At 40.4% G+C, this 19,253-nt stretch carries 15 protein-coding genes and 2 riboswitches; of the genes, 6 read left to right on the forward strand and 9 right to left on the reverse strand.

Features of this window, described 5'->3' with window-relative positions:
* Nucleotides 1-4 precede the first annotated feature (4 nt).
* Nucleotides 5-1,849 (forward strand): DUF2075 domain-containing protein, encoded by a 1,845-nt coding sequence (locus tag IEW76_RS16120; RefSeq protein WP_188655462.1) that lies wholly within the window; start codon nt 5-7, stop codon nt 1,847-1,849.
* A 70-nt stretch (nt 1,850-1,919) separates the two neighbouring features.
* Here IEW76_RS16120 and IEW76_RS16125 read toward each other — a convergent pair whose 3' ends face one another.
* The gene (locus IEW76_RS16125; protein WP_188655463.1) at nt 1,920-3,440 is read right to left on the reverse strand and encodes an SAP domain-containing protein; all 1,521 of its coding nucleotides are present in this window, start codon (nt 3,438-3,440) and stop codon (nt 1,920-1,922) included.
* A 381-nt stretch (nt 3,441-3,821) separates the two neighbouring features.
* Here IEW76_RS16125 and IEW76_RS16130 point away from each other — a divergent pair, with 381 nt between their 5' ends.
* Together IEW76_RS16130 and IEW76_RS16135 are read left to right on the forward strand one after the other, a co-directional pair.
* Nucleotides 3,822-4,163, forward strand: coding sequence for a hypothetical protein (locus tag IEW76_RS16130; protein ID WP_188655464.1), 342 nt, complete (start codon nt 3,822-3,824; stop codon nt 4,161-4,163).
* A 213-nt stretch (nt 4,164-4,376) separates the two neighbouring features.
* Nucleotides 4,377-5,126 (forward strand): C39 family peptidase, encoded by a 750-nt coding sequence (locus IEW76_RS16135; RefSeq protein ID WP_188655465.1) that lies wholly within the window; start codon nt 4,377-4,379, stop codon nt 5,124-5,126.
* A 200-nt stretch (nt 5,127-5,326) separates the two neighbouring features.
* Here IEW76_RS16135 and IEW76_RS16140 read toward each other — a convergent pair whose 3' ends face one another.
* Nucleotides 5,327-6,232 carry a nuclease-related domain-containing protein gene (locus tag IEW76_RS16140; protein WP_188655466.1) on the reverse strand — a complete coding sequence of 302 codons (906 nt, stop codon included), beginning with the start codon at nt 6,230-6,232 and terminating at the stop codon, nt 5,327-5,329.
* A gap of 431 nt (nt 6,233-6,663) precedes the next feature.
* On the opposite strand from IEW76_RS16140, the gene IEW76_RS16145 reads away from it, so the two are divergent.
* The gene (locus IEW76_RS16145; RefSeq protein ID WP_308422087.1) at nt 6,664-9,483 is read left to right on the forward strand and encodes a UPF0182 family membrane protein; all 2,820 of its coding nucleotides are present in this window, start codon (nt 6,664-6,666) and stop codon (nt 9,481-9,483) included.
* 342 nt (nt 9,484-9,825) lie between these two features.
* Here the strand turns inward: IEW76_RS16145 and metA are convergent, their stop codons facing one another.
* The 4 genes from metA to IEW76_RS16165 all read right to left on the reverse strand — a co-directional run bounded on the left by metA (nt 9,826) and on the right by IEW76_RS16165 (nt 13,364).
* Nucleotides 9,826-10,755 (reverse strand): homoserine O-acetyltransferase MetA, encoded by a 930-nt coding sequence (metA, locus tag IEW76_RS16150; RefSeq protein ID WP_188655467.1) that lies wholly within the window; start codon nt 10,753-10,755, stop codon nt 9,826-9,828.
* Nucleotides 10,756-10,956: 201 nt separating this feature from the next.
* Entirely contained in the window at nt 10,957-12,093 is a 1,137-nt protein-coding gene (locus IEW76_RS16155; protein WP_229721272.1) for a thermonuclease family protein, read from the reverse strand.
* A gap of 190 nt (nt 12,094-12,283) precedes the next feature.
* A complete protein-coding gene (locus IEW76_RS16160; protein WP_188655468.1) occupies nt 12,284-13,033 on the reverse strand; it encodes an HAAS domain-containing protein in 750 nt (249 codons plus the stop codon).
* Nucleotides 13,034-13,037: 4 nt separating this feature from the next.
* Nucleotides 13,038-13,364 (reverse strand): PadR family transcriptional regulator, encoded by a 327-nt coding sequence (locus IEW76_RS16165; RefSeq protein ID WP_188655469.1) that lies wholly within the window; start codon nt 13,362-13,364, stop codon nt 13,038-13,040.
* 245 nt (nt 13,365-13,609) lie between these two features.
* On the opposite strand from IEW76_RS16165, the gene IEW76_RS16170 reads away from it, so the two are divergent.
* Complete coding sequence (locus IEW76_RS16170) at nt 13,610-14,149, forward strand: GNAT family N-acetyltransferase (protein WP_188655470.1); 540 nt, start codon at nt 13,610-13,612, stop codon at nt 14,147-14,149.
* 160 nt (nt 14,150-14,309) lie between these two features.
* On the opposite strand, the gene IEW76_RS16175 is transcribed toward IEW76_RS16170, so the two are convergent.
* Nucleotides 14,310-15,134: a Cof-type HAD-IIB family hydrolase gene (locus IEW76_RS16175; RefSeq protein ID WP_188655471.1), complete on the reverse strand. Its 825-nt coding sequence runs from the start codon at nt 15,132-15,134 to the stop codon at nt 14,310-14,312.
* Between the two features lie 318 nt (nt 15,135-15,452).
* On the opposite strand from IEW76_RS16175, the gene IEW76_RS16180 reads away from it, so the two are divergent.
* Complete coding sequence (locus IEW76_RS16180; protein WP_229721273.1) at nt 15,453-16,757, forward strand: aldehyde dehydrogenase; 1,305 nt, start codon at nt 15,453-15,455, stop codon at nt 16,755-16,757.
* Nucleotides 16,758-16,830: 73 nt separating this feature from the next.
* On the opposite strand, the gene IEW76_RS16185 is transcribed toward IEW76_RS16180, so the two are convergent.
* Nucleotides 16,831-17,712 (reverse strand): NAD(P)-dependent oxidoreductase, encoded by an 882-nt coding sequence (locus tag IEW76_RS16185; RefSeq protein ID WP_188655472.1) that lies wholly within the window; start codon nt 17,710-17,712, stop codon nt 16,831-16,833.
* A gap of 89 nt (nt 17,713-17,801) precedes the next feature.
* On the reverse strand, nt 17,802-18,695 hold the full coding sequence (locus IEW76_RS16190; RefSeq protein WP_188655473.1) for a sulfite exporter TauE/SafE family protein: 894 nt from the start codon (nt 18,693-18,695) through the stop codon (nt 17,802-17,804).
* Between the two features lie 124 nt (nt 18,696-18,819).
* Nucleotides 18,820-18,925, reverse strand: a riboswitch (SAM riboswitch).
* 154 nt (nt 18,926-19,079) lie between these two features.
* Nucleotides 19,080-19,186, forward strand: a riboswitch (SAM riboswitch).
* Nucleotides 19,187-19,253 lie beyond the last annotated feature (67 nt).

Genomic DNA, 19,253 nt, shown 5'->3' on the forward strand with positions numbered 1-19,253 from the left:
AACTATGATTATCTATAATGAGACTTCCTCAAGCTTTGTTAATCATATAAAAGAGAATAAAATTGGATATGTCTTAAAGGAAAACGTTTTAAACAGAATGAATAAAGCAGTGTCATCCAACGAGTTAAGATCATGGGAAAACTCTTTGCCTCAAATGGCTAAAGTTATAAGAGACTCTGGATTAGAAAAAGATGCCCATGTTCTATTAGAATATAAGCTTCCCTCTACAGAGAAAAGAATTGACTTTATCATAGCAGGCCGTGATAAAGAGAATAAAAAGAACGCTATGATTATTGAGTTAAAACAATGGCAGAAAGCTAATCTCGCAGATGGCAATGGTATTGTCACAACTTTTTTAGGAGGGCGTGATCGAGAAACGGTTCATCCCTCGTATCAAGCATCTTCTTACAAAAAGTTTTTACTTAATTTCAATGAATCACTCTACACAGATGATTCGATTCAGTTGTCTTCTTGTGCTTACTTACATAATTATATCCAGAACCCAGACAATGAACCTTTGTTAGATCTGCGATACAAAGGGTATTTAGATGAATCTCCTTTGTTTTTTCAATTTAGTGACCGAGACCTTGCTAAGAGAATTAACTATACTGTTTCAGAAGGTGGCGGAGGTGAGATTGCTGAGGCAATCGAACATGGAAAGATAAAACCTTCTAAGAAACTAGTAGAAACAGTAGAATCCTTAATAGATGGTAATGAGGAGTTTGTGTTGTTAGACGAACAAAAGGTCGCTTTTGAGAAAGTATTAAGTATATATAATCGAATCAGTCCAGAAACGAATCAAAAGCATTCAATCCTTATTAAAGGCGGACCCGGTACTGGTAAGTCTGTTATAGGATTGAACCTTATGAGTCAGTTATTAAAGCAAAACGCATACGCCGAGTATATTACACCCAATCAGGCATTCAGAGAAATCCTCCGTAAAAAACTAATTGGTTCAACTAGTCATGTAGAAGTGCGAGATTTATTCAAAGGCTCGGCTTCTTACGTTCACACACCGGTAGATTATTTTGATGTGTTAATTTGCGATGAGGCTCACCGTTTAAAAGAACAAGGCCATATGAAGAAAAAGATTGAAGGGGAGAATCAGGCTACCCAAATTATTCGGTCTTCTAAAGTGAGTGTCTTTTTTGTAGATGACGAGCAAGTAATTTCTAAAAAGGATATTGGAAGTGAAAAGGTCATTAGAGAAGAAGCTGCTAAACAAGGTGCTACAATGCATACCGTAGAACTCGATTCACAGTATCGGTGTTCGGGTTCAGGGAATTACATTGAATGGTTGAATAGTGTATTAGGTTACACCGATGGAGAGGTTGATCTAGAAGGTGATTTTGACTTTAAAGTGGTTTCGAATCCCCATGAATTAACAGAAGAGATTGTCAATAAACGTTCAGGAAGGTTATTGGCAGGATATGCGTGGGATTGGGATAAGAACTCAAAAGGGGGAGAACTTCCACTTGATGTAACGATACCTGAACACAACTTTGCTCTTCCTTGGAACGACCCAAATCGTATCGATTGGGCAATTCACCCTGACTGCGCGGAGCAGGTTGGGTGTATTCATACTGTCCAGGGGTTAGAGATGGATTATGTAGGTGTCATTATTGGAAAAGACCTAGGATATGACCCGGAAACGGACTCCCTTATTGTGCGAAGGGAAGAATTTAAAGATAAAGGCGCCAGACCTCGGAAGCCTAAAAAAGGAGAAGATGATCCCTTGTTTGATTTGGTGCGGAATACGTATAAGACGCTTATGACTCGGGGGATGAAAGGGTGTTACGTTTATTGTTGTGATGAAGAGTTAGGTGATTATCTTAGAAGGAAGTTGTGAAAAGAAAGGGGATTAGGCTGATTACTTAATTTAATCATACAAAAAGAAGCAGCTAAAAGCTGCTTCTTTTTTATTGTATGGCCCATTCCATTCTACTTGTTAATGTACTTCTGTTTAGCTCACCTGTTAGATTAAAGACTTGAAGATTGAACTTTGGATCTTTCATGTTTGAATACTCTGTCCATGTTTCAGCTACGTATTTCAAATCTGCTGCGTGAATAATAGCTACATCAGTATCTTCTTCTGAGAACGCTTTGAGTTTTTGAGCTTTGGATATAGCTTCGTTGGTATAATCAGAAGTTATAATAAGGAATAGTGTTACTCTGGTTTTATCCGACCTAATATATCCTAAGAATTGATCGAAGTGGGAATCAGGGAAATTATAGGGTTTCTCAACACTCTTATTATCCCAGAGAATTGTGTCTTTCTGATTTAAGTATAATTTCCCGTCAGCATGCTTACTGCCATCCATATCAACAAGTTCTAGACCTAGCTTCTTTTCAAAAATATATTGGGTAGCTTCTTCAAAATACTTTTCTATGTCTAAATCTTTATCAATTATTTTATTCACCCTCAGAGGTTTATAGTTTCTTGAAGCTAATTCTTCATAAAAATCATATAGACGAGAACGTGGGTCGGTAGGATCAGAATCATTTACTGATGTAAGATTTTCATAGTAGTCAACGATGTTTCTGATTCTTTCTTCTTTTGTGCCACTTATCCGAGCTCCATCTAAGGAACGAAGCACATCTTTTAGTTCAGAGTTATTCAAAAAGTTTAAAGCCTTTGTGGGTAGAATGTTATGTTTGATAATACGTTCAATTAGTGTGCTTTTGGTACCGCTGATATTGAGGCCAATAGGTTGTAAGATATTCTTTAATTGATTTACATTTAAATCATTCAATAGACTCATGTATGTTTCATTTCGTAATTCACTACCTAATTCGTATCTGATGATGCTTGCGATTTCACCTGGGATAATATAATATGCTTCGTTTTCCTTAAAGCGTAGGATTAGACCTCTGGATTGAAGGTCCTTTAAAGATTTTTCTATCTGTCTTACAGTATGTAGTTTGTTGCCCTTTTGAGGAAAGCGTCCTAAAATACTTTCAAGTAAATAATGGTCTCTATTATTTAATCCTAATTCCTGCCTTAAAACATTCAACATATTAATCTCGTGTGCATTAAGGGAGTCGTCTTTTTTCCAAGCGGCTTTGAGTACTGATGTATAGATTCTATATGCATCTTCAGGAATGGATATCTTGATAAAATCTGCGTCATTACTTTCATCTAAAATTTGCTTCTCCAAACTCTCCACCCAAGTGAAAATATCTTCCTCAGATAAAACATAACCTTCACGTTCCATAAGAGACATTAATATCATTTCATTAACTAATGCAACATCTCGATCAGCTTCTAAAAAGTTCAAGTTACGCTTTACTCTCTCGCTATTTTGAAATTCTTCAATGTTTTTTAGAATTACTTCTCGCATCTCTTCTTCAGTTTTTAACCTCACATCTTTTAAAAAACTTTCTACAACTCTTGATAGATAAAGTTTAGACATCTTTGGAAGGACGTCGGCCATTTTCATATATAGCACTCCCTTATATAGGTGATAACAACTAATCGTTAACTAAATGTAATTTTATAGCAAATTACTCTTATGCGCCATTAATTATTCTAAACTTTCTAAAATCACAATATTGACTATAACCGCATTTGTTATTAGAAACGAATAAAAAGTGAGTAAAAGGTCTGCTATCTAGCTAAGTGATGGTCTAACATGGTTAGAGAAAGTTGTAACGTAAAAATCGATGAGTTTAAGCCACGCTCATTATTGAGAGCATTGTTCTAATACTGTTGCCGAAACATATAGGTATATAAGGGTTTACATAAATTAAAGAGGAATTAAAAATTTATCTAAGGATCTAAATTAATCAGAAATTTTGGACAGATAAAGAGGAGATAAAGAATGGTATTAAAACCTTTACACTATGCTGCTATTATAATGGGTACTATTGTCGTCATTTTTTTGGTGCTTGGATTTGATAAATTGACTCAGTATAATAATCCAAATAGTGATGAATTATTCTCGGTTGATGGTGAGGCAGTAAATGCTTATGTAGGTGGGGACGCTTATAACTATATTATCAATGGGACGAGGGCTACTGCTTATTTTGTAGTAAGTGGCTCAGCGCTTATTGCAATGGTCCTCTTACTGATGCTCCAAGCTCAATTTGATACCCAACAACTAATACGAAAGCGGTTAGAAGATGATGAAAATAAAAGGATAGAAGATATAGTACACTCTTAAAAGTCCTCGATTATTTAGAGGGCTTTTTGGTTTGTGCACTTTCCATACTCAAGGGTCATTTATTATGATGATTTGGAAGCAAACTATATGTGATCTCCCCCTAATTCCAAAAACTCTATTTAACAATTGGGAGGATTTGGTTATAATTAACTATAGTACAAAGAAAAGAATTAACCCAAATTCACCACATAATTAAATACGGGGGAGAAAGTATTGAAAATTTTATATAGTGGTATTACTATTTTGATGATTGTAGCTGTGATGTTTGTCTTTCAGAATCACAAAACTACTAAAGCAAAAGAAGTTGTTGTCTATCAAGCGTCCTCACATAGCAGCAAACCTACTATTTCTTCAAGTCCTCTAACACCAAAACTAGAATCAAAAGTACTCGTAGATGCCCCTCATATTCAACAATTACCAGAGTTACCAAGGGGATGTGAAATGACATCTCTCGCGATGTTACTGCAGTATGCAGATGTTGATGTAGATAAAATGAAGCTAGCTGAAGAAATCCCGAAGGTACCTTACATAGCAAATGGAGTAAACGGGAATCCGAATGACGGGTTTGTGGGTGATATGTATGATTACTCAAATCCTGGTCTTTCTGTCTTTGCAGAGCCTGTTGTAAACTTGGCCGAAACGTATTTGCCAGGTGAGATTCACAATTTAACGGGTGGCTCATTTTATCAAATTCAGATGGCGCTCGATAATCAGAAGCCAGTATGGGTCATTGTAGCGAGTACATTTGGAGACATTGATCCTGAGCACTGGGAAACATGGATCACTAATGAAGGAGAGCTACGTATTACGAACAAGATTCATTCTGTTCTCATTACGGGCTATGATGAAGACCACGTCTATATAAACGATCCACTCTATGAGGAAAAGGATCGTAAACTACCCTTATCAGATTTCGTAGCTGCTTGGGATACATTTGGTAGACAAGCTATTACATTAAACTAATCTCATCACTTATAGATGGGGGCACAGGAGTCTGTCTGTGACCTTTTCATAGATTTGAAACGACAAAAGGTAAGAGATGCGCCTAGTCTCTTACCTTTTGGTAGTTTGAGAGGCCTAAAGGGTAAGAGATACTCTTAATCTGTGCCCTTTTCCTAGTAAAAATTCATCAAAAGGTCAGAGATTCACCGCCTGCACCAGCTCTATTCAAAGTATGTCCACTGATTGTGACTTTTCATTGTAAAATGCTTCTGAAGTACTCTACGAATTCTTTTATCACTTCCAAGCTTCCCACACCACTCATAAACGAGTTGAGTCTTGAGCTTCTCTTCGGGAAACAGCAACTTGAATTCATCAACACTTCGTAGAACCGCGTCGCCATAGGCCTCAATGGCCCCGCAACTTCCGCATAAACAATGGTGACCTTGCACTTGAATAGAAAAGGAGAAGCATTCCAAGCAGTTTATTCCTTTTTTCAAAGAATCAAATGCATAGGTTGGTATTTCAGTTGAGTGGGATTCGGTGAGGTGCAGGGCATTTAACTCCTCTGCTAGTCTTTCATGGTAAGGGGTAAGTGGGAAGGAAGGTTTGAGTTGATCTAGAAACGGCTTAATTTGTGTAGGAAATATGAGCGGAGGTGTCAGCGGAGCCTGATAAAGGTGAAAGTGGGGGTGTATGAAGACGACGTATCCTTCAATCGGTAAAGTGTGTCCCAGGGGTTTCAGTAGTTGACCGAGTAATGCAGTAGCTCGTTCTAATTGATGGAGAGGGTTGAGAATTTCTGTGTTCGGTAATCGATAAAATTTATCTTCTTTGTAGAGGAAATCACCTTCATAGTTTTTGATTTCAAAAAGGTAGATCTTCTCAGATGTGATCATAAGCGTGTCGATTTGAAAAGTTGTATTTTGCTTTTTTAACAACAGGTCGTTAAGGATGTACGATTCTTCGGCGAGTAGCTCGATCAATTGATCAAAGCGTTGTTCTCCTTCATAGCCTTTAAGCCAACGGGTATAATCGTTACTTGATTTCGAGGGGATGAGCATTCGTTTTTGCAGGTTTTCTAGAATGGCTAAGTGGGGCGGCTTTGTTCGAGGTTTGTATAGCGGCATAGCTTCATTCCTTTCTTTTCTTGAGGATAATTAGAGTATAGCATAAGGTTTCGGGTGTGCAATCTGTGACGTTTTGGCTGATTGATACTCCAGAAAGGTAAGAGATCTGGGTGATCTGTGACCTTTTCATAGATAAAATTGTTCAAAACGTAAGAGAACCAGACTATCTCTGACGTTTTACTACATAAAGCCATACAAAAGGTAAGAGAAGACCCTAATCTCTGACCTTTTCCTAGCAAAAAGCAATCAAAATGTCAGAGATCCACTTGCCCCTGCCAACCTTTATAAAAAATTGATCAAACGTTTGATCAAGACGACCTATCCTTTGATTGCAGACGCCGCGCTATTCCGTTATAGTCAAACTAAAGAATCACGAAACATTTCTTACTCTCAATCGTATAGTTAGGTATAGAGAAAAAGGAGGCGTTGGTTTGGATAACGAGACGAGTAACGTCAGAGGGTTTCCCTCTGGTGGAAATAAAAAGATGAAAAAGTATGGAGGATGGTTTGGGAAGATAGGGTTTGTTGTCATTGCCTTGTTGGTTCTCACTCTTTTGTCCTTAAACTGGATTACGGAATACATATGGATGGGGACAGTGGGATACCAGGATTCCTACATGACGATTCTGACGAGCAAGTTTATGCTTGGGATTGTTGGCTTTATCCTCTTCGCCGTTTGTACCTATATTACGTTTAGTTGGGTGCGGAAATCTTATCTAAGACACTTTAATGAAGGGCAGTTACCAACCCTTGTGACGAGTAAGAAGTGGAGTCGATCGTTGGTACTTCTTTTGGCTCTATTCATTGGACTGATCGGAAGTACAATCGTACAAGGAGTGGGCTGGGAGCCATGGCTTAAGTTCTTGAATTATGAGCCTTTCGGTGTAAGTGATCCACACTTTGATCGCGATGTATCCTTCTATATGTTCGTACTACCATTTATAGAGTTCGCGCTATCGACTGTACTAGGTCTTGCGATTTTCTTCTTGTTTGTGGAAATTGGATTGTATTCCGTTTTCACGATGTATCGCACAAGTCGTACGGCACAATTGCATCTAGGTACGACGCTAGCGATTATTGGGATATTATTAGCAGCGCAACATGTACTTGAACCGTTTTATTCACTACTTACCAATCAGGTCAATGTGGCGCAACAAAGTGTTGTACATGGCTTGAGCTATACGGATGATGTGATTAATAACCCAGCCTCATACGTTCTGGCTGGTGTCGCTTTACTCGGTACAATCTGGGTGATCATTTCTTTATTCCGTGGTAATTGGAAGAGCATGATTCTGCCGATTATTCTTTATATTGTCGTGGGGATTGTGGCACAAGGTGCATCCATGATTGTACAAAACTTCGTTGTGTCGCCAAATGAATTTTCTAAAGAACGTCCTTATTTGGAAGAGAACCTCTCTATGACAAGAACTGCCTATGAGCTTGAGGATATGACAGAGGCTCAGCATCCTGGAGCGGATACGCTTGATCGTGAGATGGTAGAACGAAACCAGGATACGATTAATAATGTACGCATTAATGATAGTCGACCAATTCTTGATGTGTACAATCAGCTGCAAACGTTCCGTACGTATTATGAATTTAATGATATTGATATTGATCGTTACAACATTGATGGTGAGTACCAACAAGTCTTCTTGGGAGCTCGTGAATTGAATACGTCTGACTTACCTTCACAAGCACAGACGTGGGTGAACCAGAACCTTCGTTATACGCACGGTTACGGGCTTGCGATGAGTAACGTTCATGAGATTACACCACAAGGACAACCGGAGTATATGGTTCAGAACTTGCCTCCTCAAGGAGAACTGGAGATCACACGACCGCAAGTTTACTTCGGTGAAGAGCAGTATGACACGGTTGTTGTAAATAGTGGAGTCGACGAGTTTGATTATCCTTCTGGGGATGAGAATAAGTCGAACCGTTTTGAAGCGGATACCGGCATTCCGCTATCTGGCATTAACCGGGCACTTTTTGCTCTTGATGAAGGGTCGTTCCGATTATTTGTTTCGGACCAGGTAACGGGGGATAGCCAAATGCTTCAGACACGAAACATTATGGATCGTGTTGAGCGCATTGCGCCATTCCTTTCGTATGACGAAGATCCATATATTTTCGTCAGAGATGATGGTACAATGGCTTGGATGATTGATGCGTATGTAACAGAGAGTAATTATCCTTACTCTGAGGCCTATGAAGGAAATAAAAACTACATCCGCAACTCGGTGAAAGTAACCGTAGATGCGTATACAGGGGAAACAACATTTTATGTGGTAGACCCTGAAGAGCCATTGCTTGGGACGTACCGCAATATCTTCCCGGAACTGTTCACAGAAGAAGTACCTGAAGATGTTCGCAGTCACTTCCGTTATCCGATCGATCTGTTCAAGATCCAGTCTAATCTGTATCAGACGTATCACATGACGAATCTTGAAGTCTTCTATAATCGTGAGGACTACTGGGAGATTCCAACGGAGAAATACTTTAACGACGATGTTACGATGGAACCCTATTATGTGACCATGCGTCTGCCTGAAGCAGAGGAAGAAGAATTCGTCCTCATGACTCCATTCACTCCGCGTAATCGTCAAAATATGATCGCCTGGATGGGCGTTCGAAACGATGGCGACAACTACGGGGAGATGATGGTGTACGAATTCCCTAAACAGGAAAACGTATACGGTCCGCAACAAATCGAGAACCGAATTAACCAGGACAGCGACATTTCGCAGCAATTGAACCTGTGGTCTCAAGGTGGATCTGAGGTTATCCGAGGAAACTTACTCGTTCTTCCTATTGAGGATACGATCCTTTATGCGGAACCAATTTATATTAAATCTTCTAATGAAACATCTTTACCAGAAGTCAAACAGGTCATTGTTGCCTATCAGAACCAGATTGTGATGGAACCGACCTTTGACCGTGCTTTAGAAGTCTTGCTATCCCGCATTGATCCTGATAGCGAAGCGCCAGAAGGAGATGGAGAAGGAGAGCAAGGCGAGACACCTGATACAGGAGAAATGCTTGAATCAAGTCAAGTGCTTCAAGAAGTATCCGATCTATTTGATCAGTATCAGGAACAAACGTCAGAAGGAAACTATCAAGAAGCCGGACGTATTATGGAGGAGATTCAGTCCTTGTTGGAAGAAGCTCAACAAGAACAACAACCTTCCCAGCCGGAGCTTGAAGGGGAAGAGGAGTCTGAAAATTCCTCTTCTGATACTGAAGAATAAATATTAATCTGCCCGCCCTTAATTGGGGCGGGCTTTTTGTTTGTGGGAAGGGGGGACAGGTACCTTGTCCCACTTTTTCGGATAGGGAGAGTACAGGTGACTGTATCTGTGACGTTATGAGGTAGGAGAAATGAAAAAAGGTCACTGATTCAACCGATCAGTGACCTTTTAATAGATTTTTGTACTTAAAAGGTAAGAGAGCGAGGCTATCAGTTACCTTTTTACAAGTTGTAAAGCTTGAAAGGTAAGAGAGTGTCGCTTTCTGTGACCTTTTGCCGTGAGAAAGGATGCAAAAGGTAGTAGATGCCCCCATGGGGACAAGGTACCTGTCCCCCCGGCCCACTAAATACTCCACAAATCTTCCGCGCCCCATTCGTAAGGAGTCTCCTGATAAACGCAGTAATTCAGCCAATTCGAGAACAGCAGATAGGCTTGCGATCGCCAGCGATTGAGAGGTTTCTGGTCAGGGTCATCGTCTGGATAGTAGCCGGATGGAACGTTAACATCGAGTCCTTTTGCTACATCGCGCTCATACTCTTCTGCTAGTGTGGTGGATTCATACTCAATATGACCTGTAATCATTACATGCTTCTCATCGTTAGACATCATCAATAGTGCCCCGGCTTCTTTTGATGAAGCCAGTAGTGTTAATCGGTCGTTCGCAAGAATCTCTTCTTCTGATACATCGGTGTAGCGCGAATGAGGGGCCAGGAACGCATCATCCATTCCGCGAACTAACTTATTCGTCTCATTCATAATACGATGTTGAAAAACACCCGATATTTTTTCAGGCAGTTCATACTTCTCAATCCCGTAATGATGATACAGAGCCGCTTGTGCACCCCAACAAATATGAAGCACAGAGGTGACGTTTGTTTTCGTCCATTCCATAATTTCCGTTAGTTCTTCCCAGTAGGCAACTTCTTCAAATGGCAGCTGCTCAACAGGGGCGCCCGTAATGATCATCCCGTCATAATTTTTTCCTTTTATTTCATCATACGTTTTGTAGAACTGACTTAAGTGAGATTTGCTAATATTTTTCGATTCGTATGTAGACGTATGGATGAATTCTACGTTGACTTGTAATGGTGAATTGCTTAGCAGACGAAGCAATTGGCGTTCGGTTTTCTCTTTCTCTGGCATTAAATTGAGAATGAGGATATTCAGTGGACGAATATCTTGGTTATTGGCGCGCGGATCTTCCATGAGAAAGATGTTTTCTTTCTCCAAAATGTCTTTAGCCGGAAGTTGCTCAGGTATATTAATAGGCATTCACATTCACCCCTTTTAAACTTTTTCAATATTTTATCTATTATAACAAAAGTTTACGATCAAACCACCCGAAAAATTTTAAATATATCCAGGAAAAGGATGATAGGGAGGAGGGATTGATCAAACGTTTGATCAATAAAGAATAAGAAAAAGGATACCAGAGGAGCAGTTAGGGACAAGGTACCTGTCCCCCCAGTCCCACTATAAACTCTCACAAGCTAGTCCGTCTTCATCTGATCCGTCTAAGCGATGGGGATCCTCTTCTGGCCCTCCAGCAGCTTCAAAGAATGCCTGGGCCGTTTCGTGAGAGTCGAAATCGCCACAGTCACGATCGGGTCCATCCGGGTCATAGGGTAAGCCAGTTGTTCGGTTTTGTTCTTTAGTTGTTTCTTGTTGTTGCGTTTGTTCTTCGGCACTTTCTGAAACTAGTACTTCCTGATGGAATCCATCATCTTGAACATAGTTTCCTTCTACACTCCAAATGCCTAGGTTTTGAGATTTGGCCTGATTCTGTGCTTTCATGAACGTCTCGTAATGGGTATAGGGAGGATCATACCTGTAAGCTAATCGGGCATACCCATTTTCAAGTAACGCTTTATTAAAGTTTTGTCCATCTACCCAAATGTAAGCAAGCAGTCGGTCATATTTATCGCGTTTCGGACCGTCAAACTCTAGCTCTACCTTTGTTCCCGGTGTTAACATTTTCTTCGCATAGGTAGATGCCTCTGGCCCGAACTCTTGCACAGGCTTTGATGGGTGTTTCACTTCAGGAGTGTCAACAAGCAATAGGCGTACGTCTTCTGTTGTACCATTGTATGTCACTTCGATGGTGTCTCCGTCCACTACCCTTGAGACCGTTGCTTGTTCATAAGGGGAGTCTTCTTTTTCTTTGGAGTCGTTCTCTTTAGAAGGAGCCTTATCTTCTTCTGAGCTTTTTGGTTCTTTATCGTTTTCTTCTCTACTAGCCACGTTTACTTCTTCAGAGGAGTCCTTACTCTCTGTTTGCTCAGAGTCCTCTGAACTTTTCTTCTCGTTATTCTGATTCTCTTTAGACTCTTCGCCGCTACTAGTAGGCTTTTCTTCTGTCTTTTCAGATGCCTCTTCTTCCACTGTATCCACTTCGTCAGAGACAGCAGGCTGCTCTTTCTCCTCTTCAAGGGGAGGAGCGGTAAGGGCACCCAGAATAAAGCTTATGGCGAAAATGGCTGGATAAATCTTTAATATTTTTTTGCGACTCGCCTGATTCTTGTTCCAGAAGATTGCTAGTTTAGGTGCAATTAAACCTACTATCAATCCAAACAAAGACAAGAGCACGAGTATGATGAATACATTATTCAAAAAAATCCTCCAAACGTTTTTTTACATTAGCATTTATTATAAAACACATGACGTTGACGGATCAAAACCCATTGAGGCAATGGAAGAGTTTCTGAGGACTTAATCGATGACATTTAAAAGAATACATAATAAAAAGGTCACTGATTTAGCAGATCAGTGACCTTTTCTTAGCATGAGCGAGGAAACAACATCAGCTATGTTGCTGTCTCTTGGACACAATGAATAGATACGTACCTACCAATACAAGAGGGAGGATGCCTGAAACGATGAGCTTTGTATTGTCTTCAATACTTGTCATATTAATAAATATCCTTGGCAGGAACAGAAGAATTGGAATAATAATCGTTACCCATGACTTACTCCATAGAGTGATTCCGATAAGGGTAGCTATGGCAAAAGCGACTGCTACCGTGACACCAACGTTTCCAAATTCGATCGAAGGGGTTTGAAAAGAGCGATCTACGTAATAAATAACGATAAATAGGGATGTAGGGACCATTCCAACCAGGGATAATAATAGCCATTGCTTGGTTTCGGATAAGGAGGAGATTGCTAAATATCTAAAAGCGATTCTGAACATAATAAAAAGGTTGATAAAGAAAATGAAGGGATAGCCGATGAGTTCAAGCAAGGAATATTCCATAGTCCCGCGAATCGCGTCATCTATTAAAATAAATGAAAAGGCACCTATTAAGATAATCGGGATATACTTTAACACTCCTTTAAGATCAAGCGGCATTTCATCCGCTACCTGATTCATGTACTCTTTTGGGGATTGACCGATAATATCTTCTACATCTTTTCCGTTTCTCTCAGCCTCATATAAATGATCTTCTAGCTCTTCAACGATTTCATTAATTTCTTGTTCATTCTTCCCGCTGGATAATAAGTAGATTCTTAGGTTATCTAGAAATTGCTGACTTTCTTTAGACACTTTCATTTCATTACCCTTCCTTTCTTAATAAAGAATCAACACTACCTGAAATAGCACTCCATCTCTTCTTAAACTCTTTTAGTTCTTCCTCGCCCTTTGGGGTTAACGAGTAATATTTACGTTTCGGTCCACCTGAGGGCACTTGTTTTTGAGTCGTTGCTACAAGCCCTTCTTTTTTCATTCGGAGTAATAGGGGATAAATGCTACCTTCCTTAACCATAGTGAACCCAGAGGCATGTAGTTTTTCCATCATTTCATAGCCATAAGTTTCTCCTTTACCAATAATCGAGAGAAGACACCCTTCTAGAATGCCTTTTAAAATTTGACTTGAAGACAATCATGTTCCTCCTTTTAACAGGTTAGAATTCGGCAACTAACTTGTAATGCAATATAGTTGGCCAAAAAAATAACCAGAAAACTCAACTACTTTGTTATACAATGTAGTTTAAAGGTAATATACAGTAGATGGAAAATCAAGTGTTTTGTTAATTTATGGGACAAGGGACCTGTCCCTAAGTCCCTTAGTACTTTGAATGTTACAATGTGGATAACAGATGAATAAAAGGGTAGGGGGTGATCTAATTGAAATCAAATGTGGTTTATATAAGGTCTTTTACAATGGAGGATATAGAAAGCTTGCTTCATCTCCAACAAGAAAATCGAGCTTTTTTTGAATCCACCTCGATGGCGAGAGAGCCTGATTTCTATACATATGATCATCAACGTAACAGGATTAAGAAGTTTATAGAATACCAAAAGCAGGATCAAAGTTATAAGTTTGGTATTTTCTTAAGAGAGAATGATGAGCTAATTGGAGAGGTGAGCTTATTTGAGGTGAAGCGTGGTGCCTTACAAAGCGCCATGATCGGTTACTCTTTGGCGCATGCTCATAACGGAAAGGGATATGCAACAGAAGCAGTGGAGTTAGTCGTTGCATATGCGTTTACTGTTTTGGGACTCCATCGTATTGAAGCAGGTGTCATGCCTCGGAACAAAGCTTCTTGTCGTGTGTTAGAGAAAGCAGGTTTTCACAAAGAGGGATTGGCAATTAAAAATGTAAAAATTAATGGGACATGGGAAGATCATCACATGTATGCGGTAATTAATCCGAATGACCCATGATTGAGGTGGGTTCCTTTAAGGGATGTTCTCTGACATTGTAATGTAGTTATGGACTAAAAAGGTCACTGATCCATCTGATCAGTGACCTTTTTCCAGTTTAATGGGTACAAAAGGTAACAGATGCGCCCAGCGGGACAAGGGACCTGTCCCCTAGTCCCGGTTATTTATAAGTGAGGTTCTCTTTCAATAGAAACTCTTCAACCACTTGTGCAACGCCATGGTTCACATTCGTATCTGTTACAAAATCAGCAACCTCTTTAATATCCTCAGGTGCATTTCCCATTGCGACGCCAAGACCTGCGAATTCAATCATTTCCTGGTCGTTATAGCTGTCGCCAACGGCAATAATTTCTTCGCGCTTCACGCCAACTTCTTGAATTAGTTTCTCAATGCTCGTTCCTTTAGTAACGCCTTTATCTGTGAATTCAAGGAAGAATGGCTTAGAGCGCATGACGCTAAATTCGTCCCCTAGTTCTTCTTGGAGTTTCTTTTCAACGACTTTAAGATGCTCAGGTTCTCCCACCATTAGCACTTTCACAACGGGTTCAGTCACACCATCTATAAAGGAATCGACTAGTTTAATCGGAAGACCTGTAAGATCGGATTCGATTGATGTGTAAGGGTTGTCCTCTGCTGTGACAATCTCGTCCCCGACGTACGTGTGGATCTGAACGCCTTCTCGCTGGCTGATTTCGTTTAGTCGACGAACGGCGTCTACACTTAACGTCTGACTAAAGAACTCTTCATTGGTTTGGCAGTTAATAATCTTTCCGCCATTAAAGGAAAGAATGAAGCTTCCGTATTCGGCAAGGGAAAGCTCCTTGGCGAAAGGAACCATGCCATAAGTCGGTCGCCCTGATGCGAGTACTACTTTTCCTCCTTGATCTTGTACTTTCATTAAGGCCTCTTTATTTCGTTCTGATATCTTGTGGTCATTGCCAAGTAATGTATCGTCTAAGTCTAGAATGATCATTTTGTAAGACATGCGTGCATAATCCTCTCTTTATCTAGCTTCTTTTTATATCTATTGTCATTTTACTAGAATTCTTAACAAATGGGGAAGGGTCTTTCATATGAAGTAGAGGGATATTGTGGATAAGGACTTATTTAACAGCTCTGGTTCCCTTAATAAAATATTGAGGTTGGCGATTATTTCGCATTTCGAAACAAATAAATTGACCATACTTTACTAGAAGCGTATCTTTATATGCACGCTCCATTCTTTGAATAATAGAAGCAACGAATCTAGAAAATTTATTAAATAGAATACTCATTTTGATTGAGACTTGATAAAGGAGAATCAATGATGGAAAACTATCAAGAACTAACGCAAAAGCAGAAGTCATTTTTCCGTACTGGGGAGACGAAACATACACAATACCGTATCGATACTTTAAATAAATTGAAAGATCTTATGACAACCCATGAACAGGATATTCTAGACGCTCTTAAAGCGGATCTGAATAAACCAGAAGGGGAAACAAAGCGTGCCGAGATTGGTCTTGTCGTAGCGGAAATCAATTATATGGTTGAGAACCTAGTGAATTGGTCCACACCGGAAGAAGTAGACACGCCATCAACACATGAGGGGGCTACAAGCTTTATAACACCTGAGCCTTATGGTTCCGCCCTAGTCATTGCCCCGTGGAACTATCCGGTTCAGCTTGCGCTTCTTCCGTTAGCAGGGGCAGTGGCGGCTGGAAACACAGCGGTCTTAAAACCATCTGAATTAACGCCAAACACATCCAATCTATTAGCAAATATGATCAATGACAATTTCTCAAGAGAGTATTTATGTGTCGTTGAAGGGGAAGTCGAAACAAGTACAGCTCTCTTAAAAGAGGACTTTGACTATATCTTCTTCACAGGTAGTACAGGTGTAGGGAGAATCGTTGCAGAAGCGGCGGCTAAGAACTTAACCCCTACAACACTTGAGCTAGGAGGAAAAAGCCCTGCCATTGTGCATGAAGATGCGGATCTTAATGAAGCAGCAAAACGTATTGCTGGCGGTAAATTCGCCAATGCGGGTCAGACTTGCGTAGCGCCAGACTATGTTCTTGCTCATAGCCGTATTAAAGATTCATTAATCGCTAAAATCAAAGAAGCAATCACAAACACGTATGGAGAAAATGTCTCTGCAAGTGACTATAATCACGTTGTGAGTGAACGACATTTCGATCGTCTGTACAACTTCTTGGATAATGGAGACATGGCTGTAGGAGGAAGATCAGATCGATCTCAGCTGTTTATTGAGCCAACGGTGTTAGACAATGTTTCTTTTGAAGATCCTGTCATGCAAGATGAAATCTTTGGCCCGATCCTTCCAGTGTTGACGTACGAAGAGACTTCGCAAGCGATTGATACAGTTGCGAATCGTCCAAAACCATTAGCGCTATATCTTTTCTCTGATGATCAAGAGGTGCAAGATGATGTACTGAACAACATTTCCTTTGGTGGTGGTGCGATTAATGACACCATTAATCACATGACGACGCACTACCTGCCATTTGGCGGTGTGGGTGATAGCGGCATGGGCGCTTACCATGGTAAAGCGAGCTTTGACACATTCACACACTTTAAGAGCATTCTTAAGCGTTCAAATAAATAAGGTATAAAAAGGGCTAGGAGATCCTCCGTATCAAGGGGAACTCCTAGCCTTTATTTTTTGAAAAAGTTCTATTCTATTGCTCTTTTGCCATCATCTTATAATACTTATAAAGCGCATGAGTCCCGTCATTGTCCCCGCCAGCTTCACTCAAACGGTCATATAGGTCCTTAGCGAGTTTTAAGCCTGGTACGGGTAACTCCATTTTATCAGCTGAGTCGATGGCAAGGTTCATGTCTTTAATGAAGTGCTTCACGTAGAAGCCCGGTTCAAAGTTTCCGTCGATCATACGAGGGGCTAGATTGGATAGGGAGAAGCTGCCTGCTGCTCCGTATTGAATACTCTCTAGAACCGTTTTGGGATCGAGTCCTGCTTTTTCTGCATACGTAATGGCTTCAACAACGCCCATCATCGTAGAGGCAATAGCAATCTGGTTACACATCTTCGTATGTTGCCCTGAGCCTGCTGGGCCTTGCAAGACAACATTTTGGCCCATCGCTTCAAAAGCCGGGAGAACGTCTTTGAAGTATTTCTTATCTCCGCCAACCATAATCGTTAATTTCCCTTGCTCTGCGTAAATGTCGCTACCTGATACAGGAGCGTCGAACGCGTGAAGGTTATGTTCTTTTGCTGTGTCGGAGATTTGTTGAGCCAGCTGAGGTGAGGAGGTGGTCATATCAATGAGATGAGAACCGGATTTGGCATGTTGGATAATACCGTTGTCCCCAAGATATACTTCTTCCACATCACTTGGGTATCCCACGATTGTGATCATAATATCTGAGCTTTCAGCGAGTTGTGCCACATCGTCTTTCCACGAAGCACCCTCAGCAATTAGGTCTTCTGCCTTCGCTTTTGTCCTGGTATACACGTTGACGGAAAACCCTGTTTTCATTAAGTTTCGTGCCATGCTTTTCCCCATAACGCCCGTTCCGATAAAGCCAATTGTTTTGTTCATATGTATTCACCATCCCACTTTTTAATCTACGTTTAGTATAGCAGGTAGGCGGTGGGGGTTACAGGAAATGGGGCTGTGGCATACGTACTCTACTGTTTTACATAAGACTTCCCATAATCTCTAATTCGAATGTACTTCCGTATTGAAAACATAACCACCGTTAACCAAGCTGCAACAAGAATACCGTAAATCATATAAATTAAAGTTGTATCTAAATCAACCGTTAAGAGTAACGTCCGTAGGTTGGTTAAAACGATAAACCCACCTGCTAACACACCCAAGATTAATGCTGGAATCACTTGAACAAGCCAGGCTGCAAGGGGAGCGGCGATTACGCCTCCAATCACAAAAGCCGTAACCCATAACCAGTTAAATTCCTCCCATCCGAGAAATAAAATAAATCCCAGTGTCGCTGAGGTTGTAATGGCGAACTCTGTTGTGTCGACTGTACCGATTACTTTCCTTGGGGTGGCTCCTTTTTGGGACAATAAGATCGGAGTGTTTACAGGTCCCCAACCACCTCCACCGATGGCATCTAGGAATCCAGCTACGAACCCAAGCGGATAGATGAAACGCTTTTTAGGGGAAAGGGTTGGTCTTGGTTTCGAACGCTCAACATTAAGTAGTAAGAAGCGCACGAGTATATAGACTCCGAGTAGGAGCAGGAAGAATGAGACAAATGGCTTAATAACATCACCAGGGAGACTGCTTAAGAAAGCCGCCCCACAAAAGGCGCTAATCGAGCCAGGTATGATGAGTGGCAGGATTAATGACTTATCAATGTTCTTAAATTTGTAATGGGAATAACCAGATACGGCCGTTGTGGCAATTTCAGACATATGTATAGATGAAGACGCCACTGCAGGAGCTACTCCATAAGCTAGCAAAAGCGAAGAAGAGCTTAATCCGTAAGACATACCTAAAGCACCATCAATTAACTGAGCAAAAAAACCTACAAAAGCAAAGATTAATAGTTTCCTCAAAGTTCGTTCACCCCTAAATGTATTATTCTTATCTTTTTACTCGGGATTAAAATAAAAAAATAAAGCTAAGCGAGTATAGACATAAAAAAATCCCCTTATGTAAGAAGAGGTGAATAGTACCTTCTCCTTATCTTTCAGAACTGTTTCTGCTGGACTGAGCACCTTCTTCATAAGTAAGAGGTTGCTGCGGGATCGTAAGACCAGTTTCCTCCCCCGGCTCTGTATAAGGACTTATTTAAATTTGAATAGTTCCTAATGTAAAATACGCCCAGTAAATTGTCAAGATATTAATAAAATTATAAAAATTTAAATAAATCGTTGACATATTCTTCTATGGAGCATAGTATTTTGGATAATAAAATATTCAGCAAACGATAACCGAATTTCTTATCCTGAGAGGTGGAGGGACTGGCCCTTTGAAGCCTCGGCAACGGGTCTGATCATCAGATACTGTGCCAACTCCAGCAAGTGAAGTACTTGGAAGATAAGAAGATGGGTCACTGTATAGAGTGAACCTCTCTTCTTGTCTTCAAGAAGAGAGGTTTTTGTATCGATTGA

The sequence above is a fragment of the Pontibacillus salipaludis genome (genome assembly GCF_014642405.1).
Taxonomy (GTDB): domain Bacteria; phylum Bacillota; class Bacilli; order Bacillales; family BH030062; genus Pontibacillus; species Pontibacillus salipaludis.

Coding starts and splice junctions, on each gene's coding strand:
- IEW76_RS16120 (WP_188655462.1), top strand. CDS start 5: ATGATTATCTATAATGAGACTTCCTCAAGCTTTGTTAATCATATAAAA.
- IEW76_RS16125 (WP_188655463.1), bottom strand. CDS start 3,440: ATGAAAATGGCCGACGTCCTTCCAAAGATGTCTAAACTTTATCTATCA.
- IEW76_RS16130 (WP_188655464.1), top strand. CDS start 3,822: ATGGTATTAAAACCTTTACACTATGCTGCTATTATAATGGGTACTATT.
- IEW76_RS16140 (WP_188655466.1), bottom strand. CDS start 6,232: ATGCCGCTATACAAACCTCGAACAAAGCCGCCCCACTTAGCCATTCTA.
- metA (WP_188655467.1), bottom strand. CDS start 10,755: ATGCCTATTAATATACCTGAGCAACTTCCGGCTAAAGACATTTTGGAG.
- IEW76_RS16160 (WP_188655468.1), bottom strand. CDS start 13,033: ATGAAAGTGTCTAAAGAAAGTCAGCAATTTCTAGATAACCTAAGAATC.
- IEW76_RS16175 (WP_188655471.1), bottom strand. CDS start 15,134: ATGTCTTACAAAATGATCATTCTAGACTTAGACGATACATTACTTGGC.
- IEW76_RS16180 (WP_229721273.1), top strand. CDS start 15,453: ATGATGGAAAACTATCAAGAACTAACGCAAAAGCAGAAGTCATTTTTC.
- IEW76_RS16185 (WP_188655472.1), bottom strand. CDS start 17,712: ATGAACAAAACAATTGGCTTTATCGGAACGGGCGTTATGGGGAAAAGC.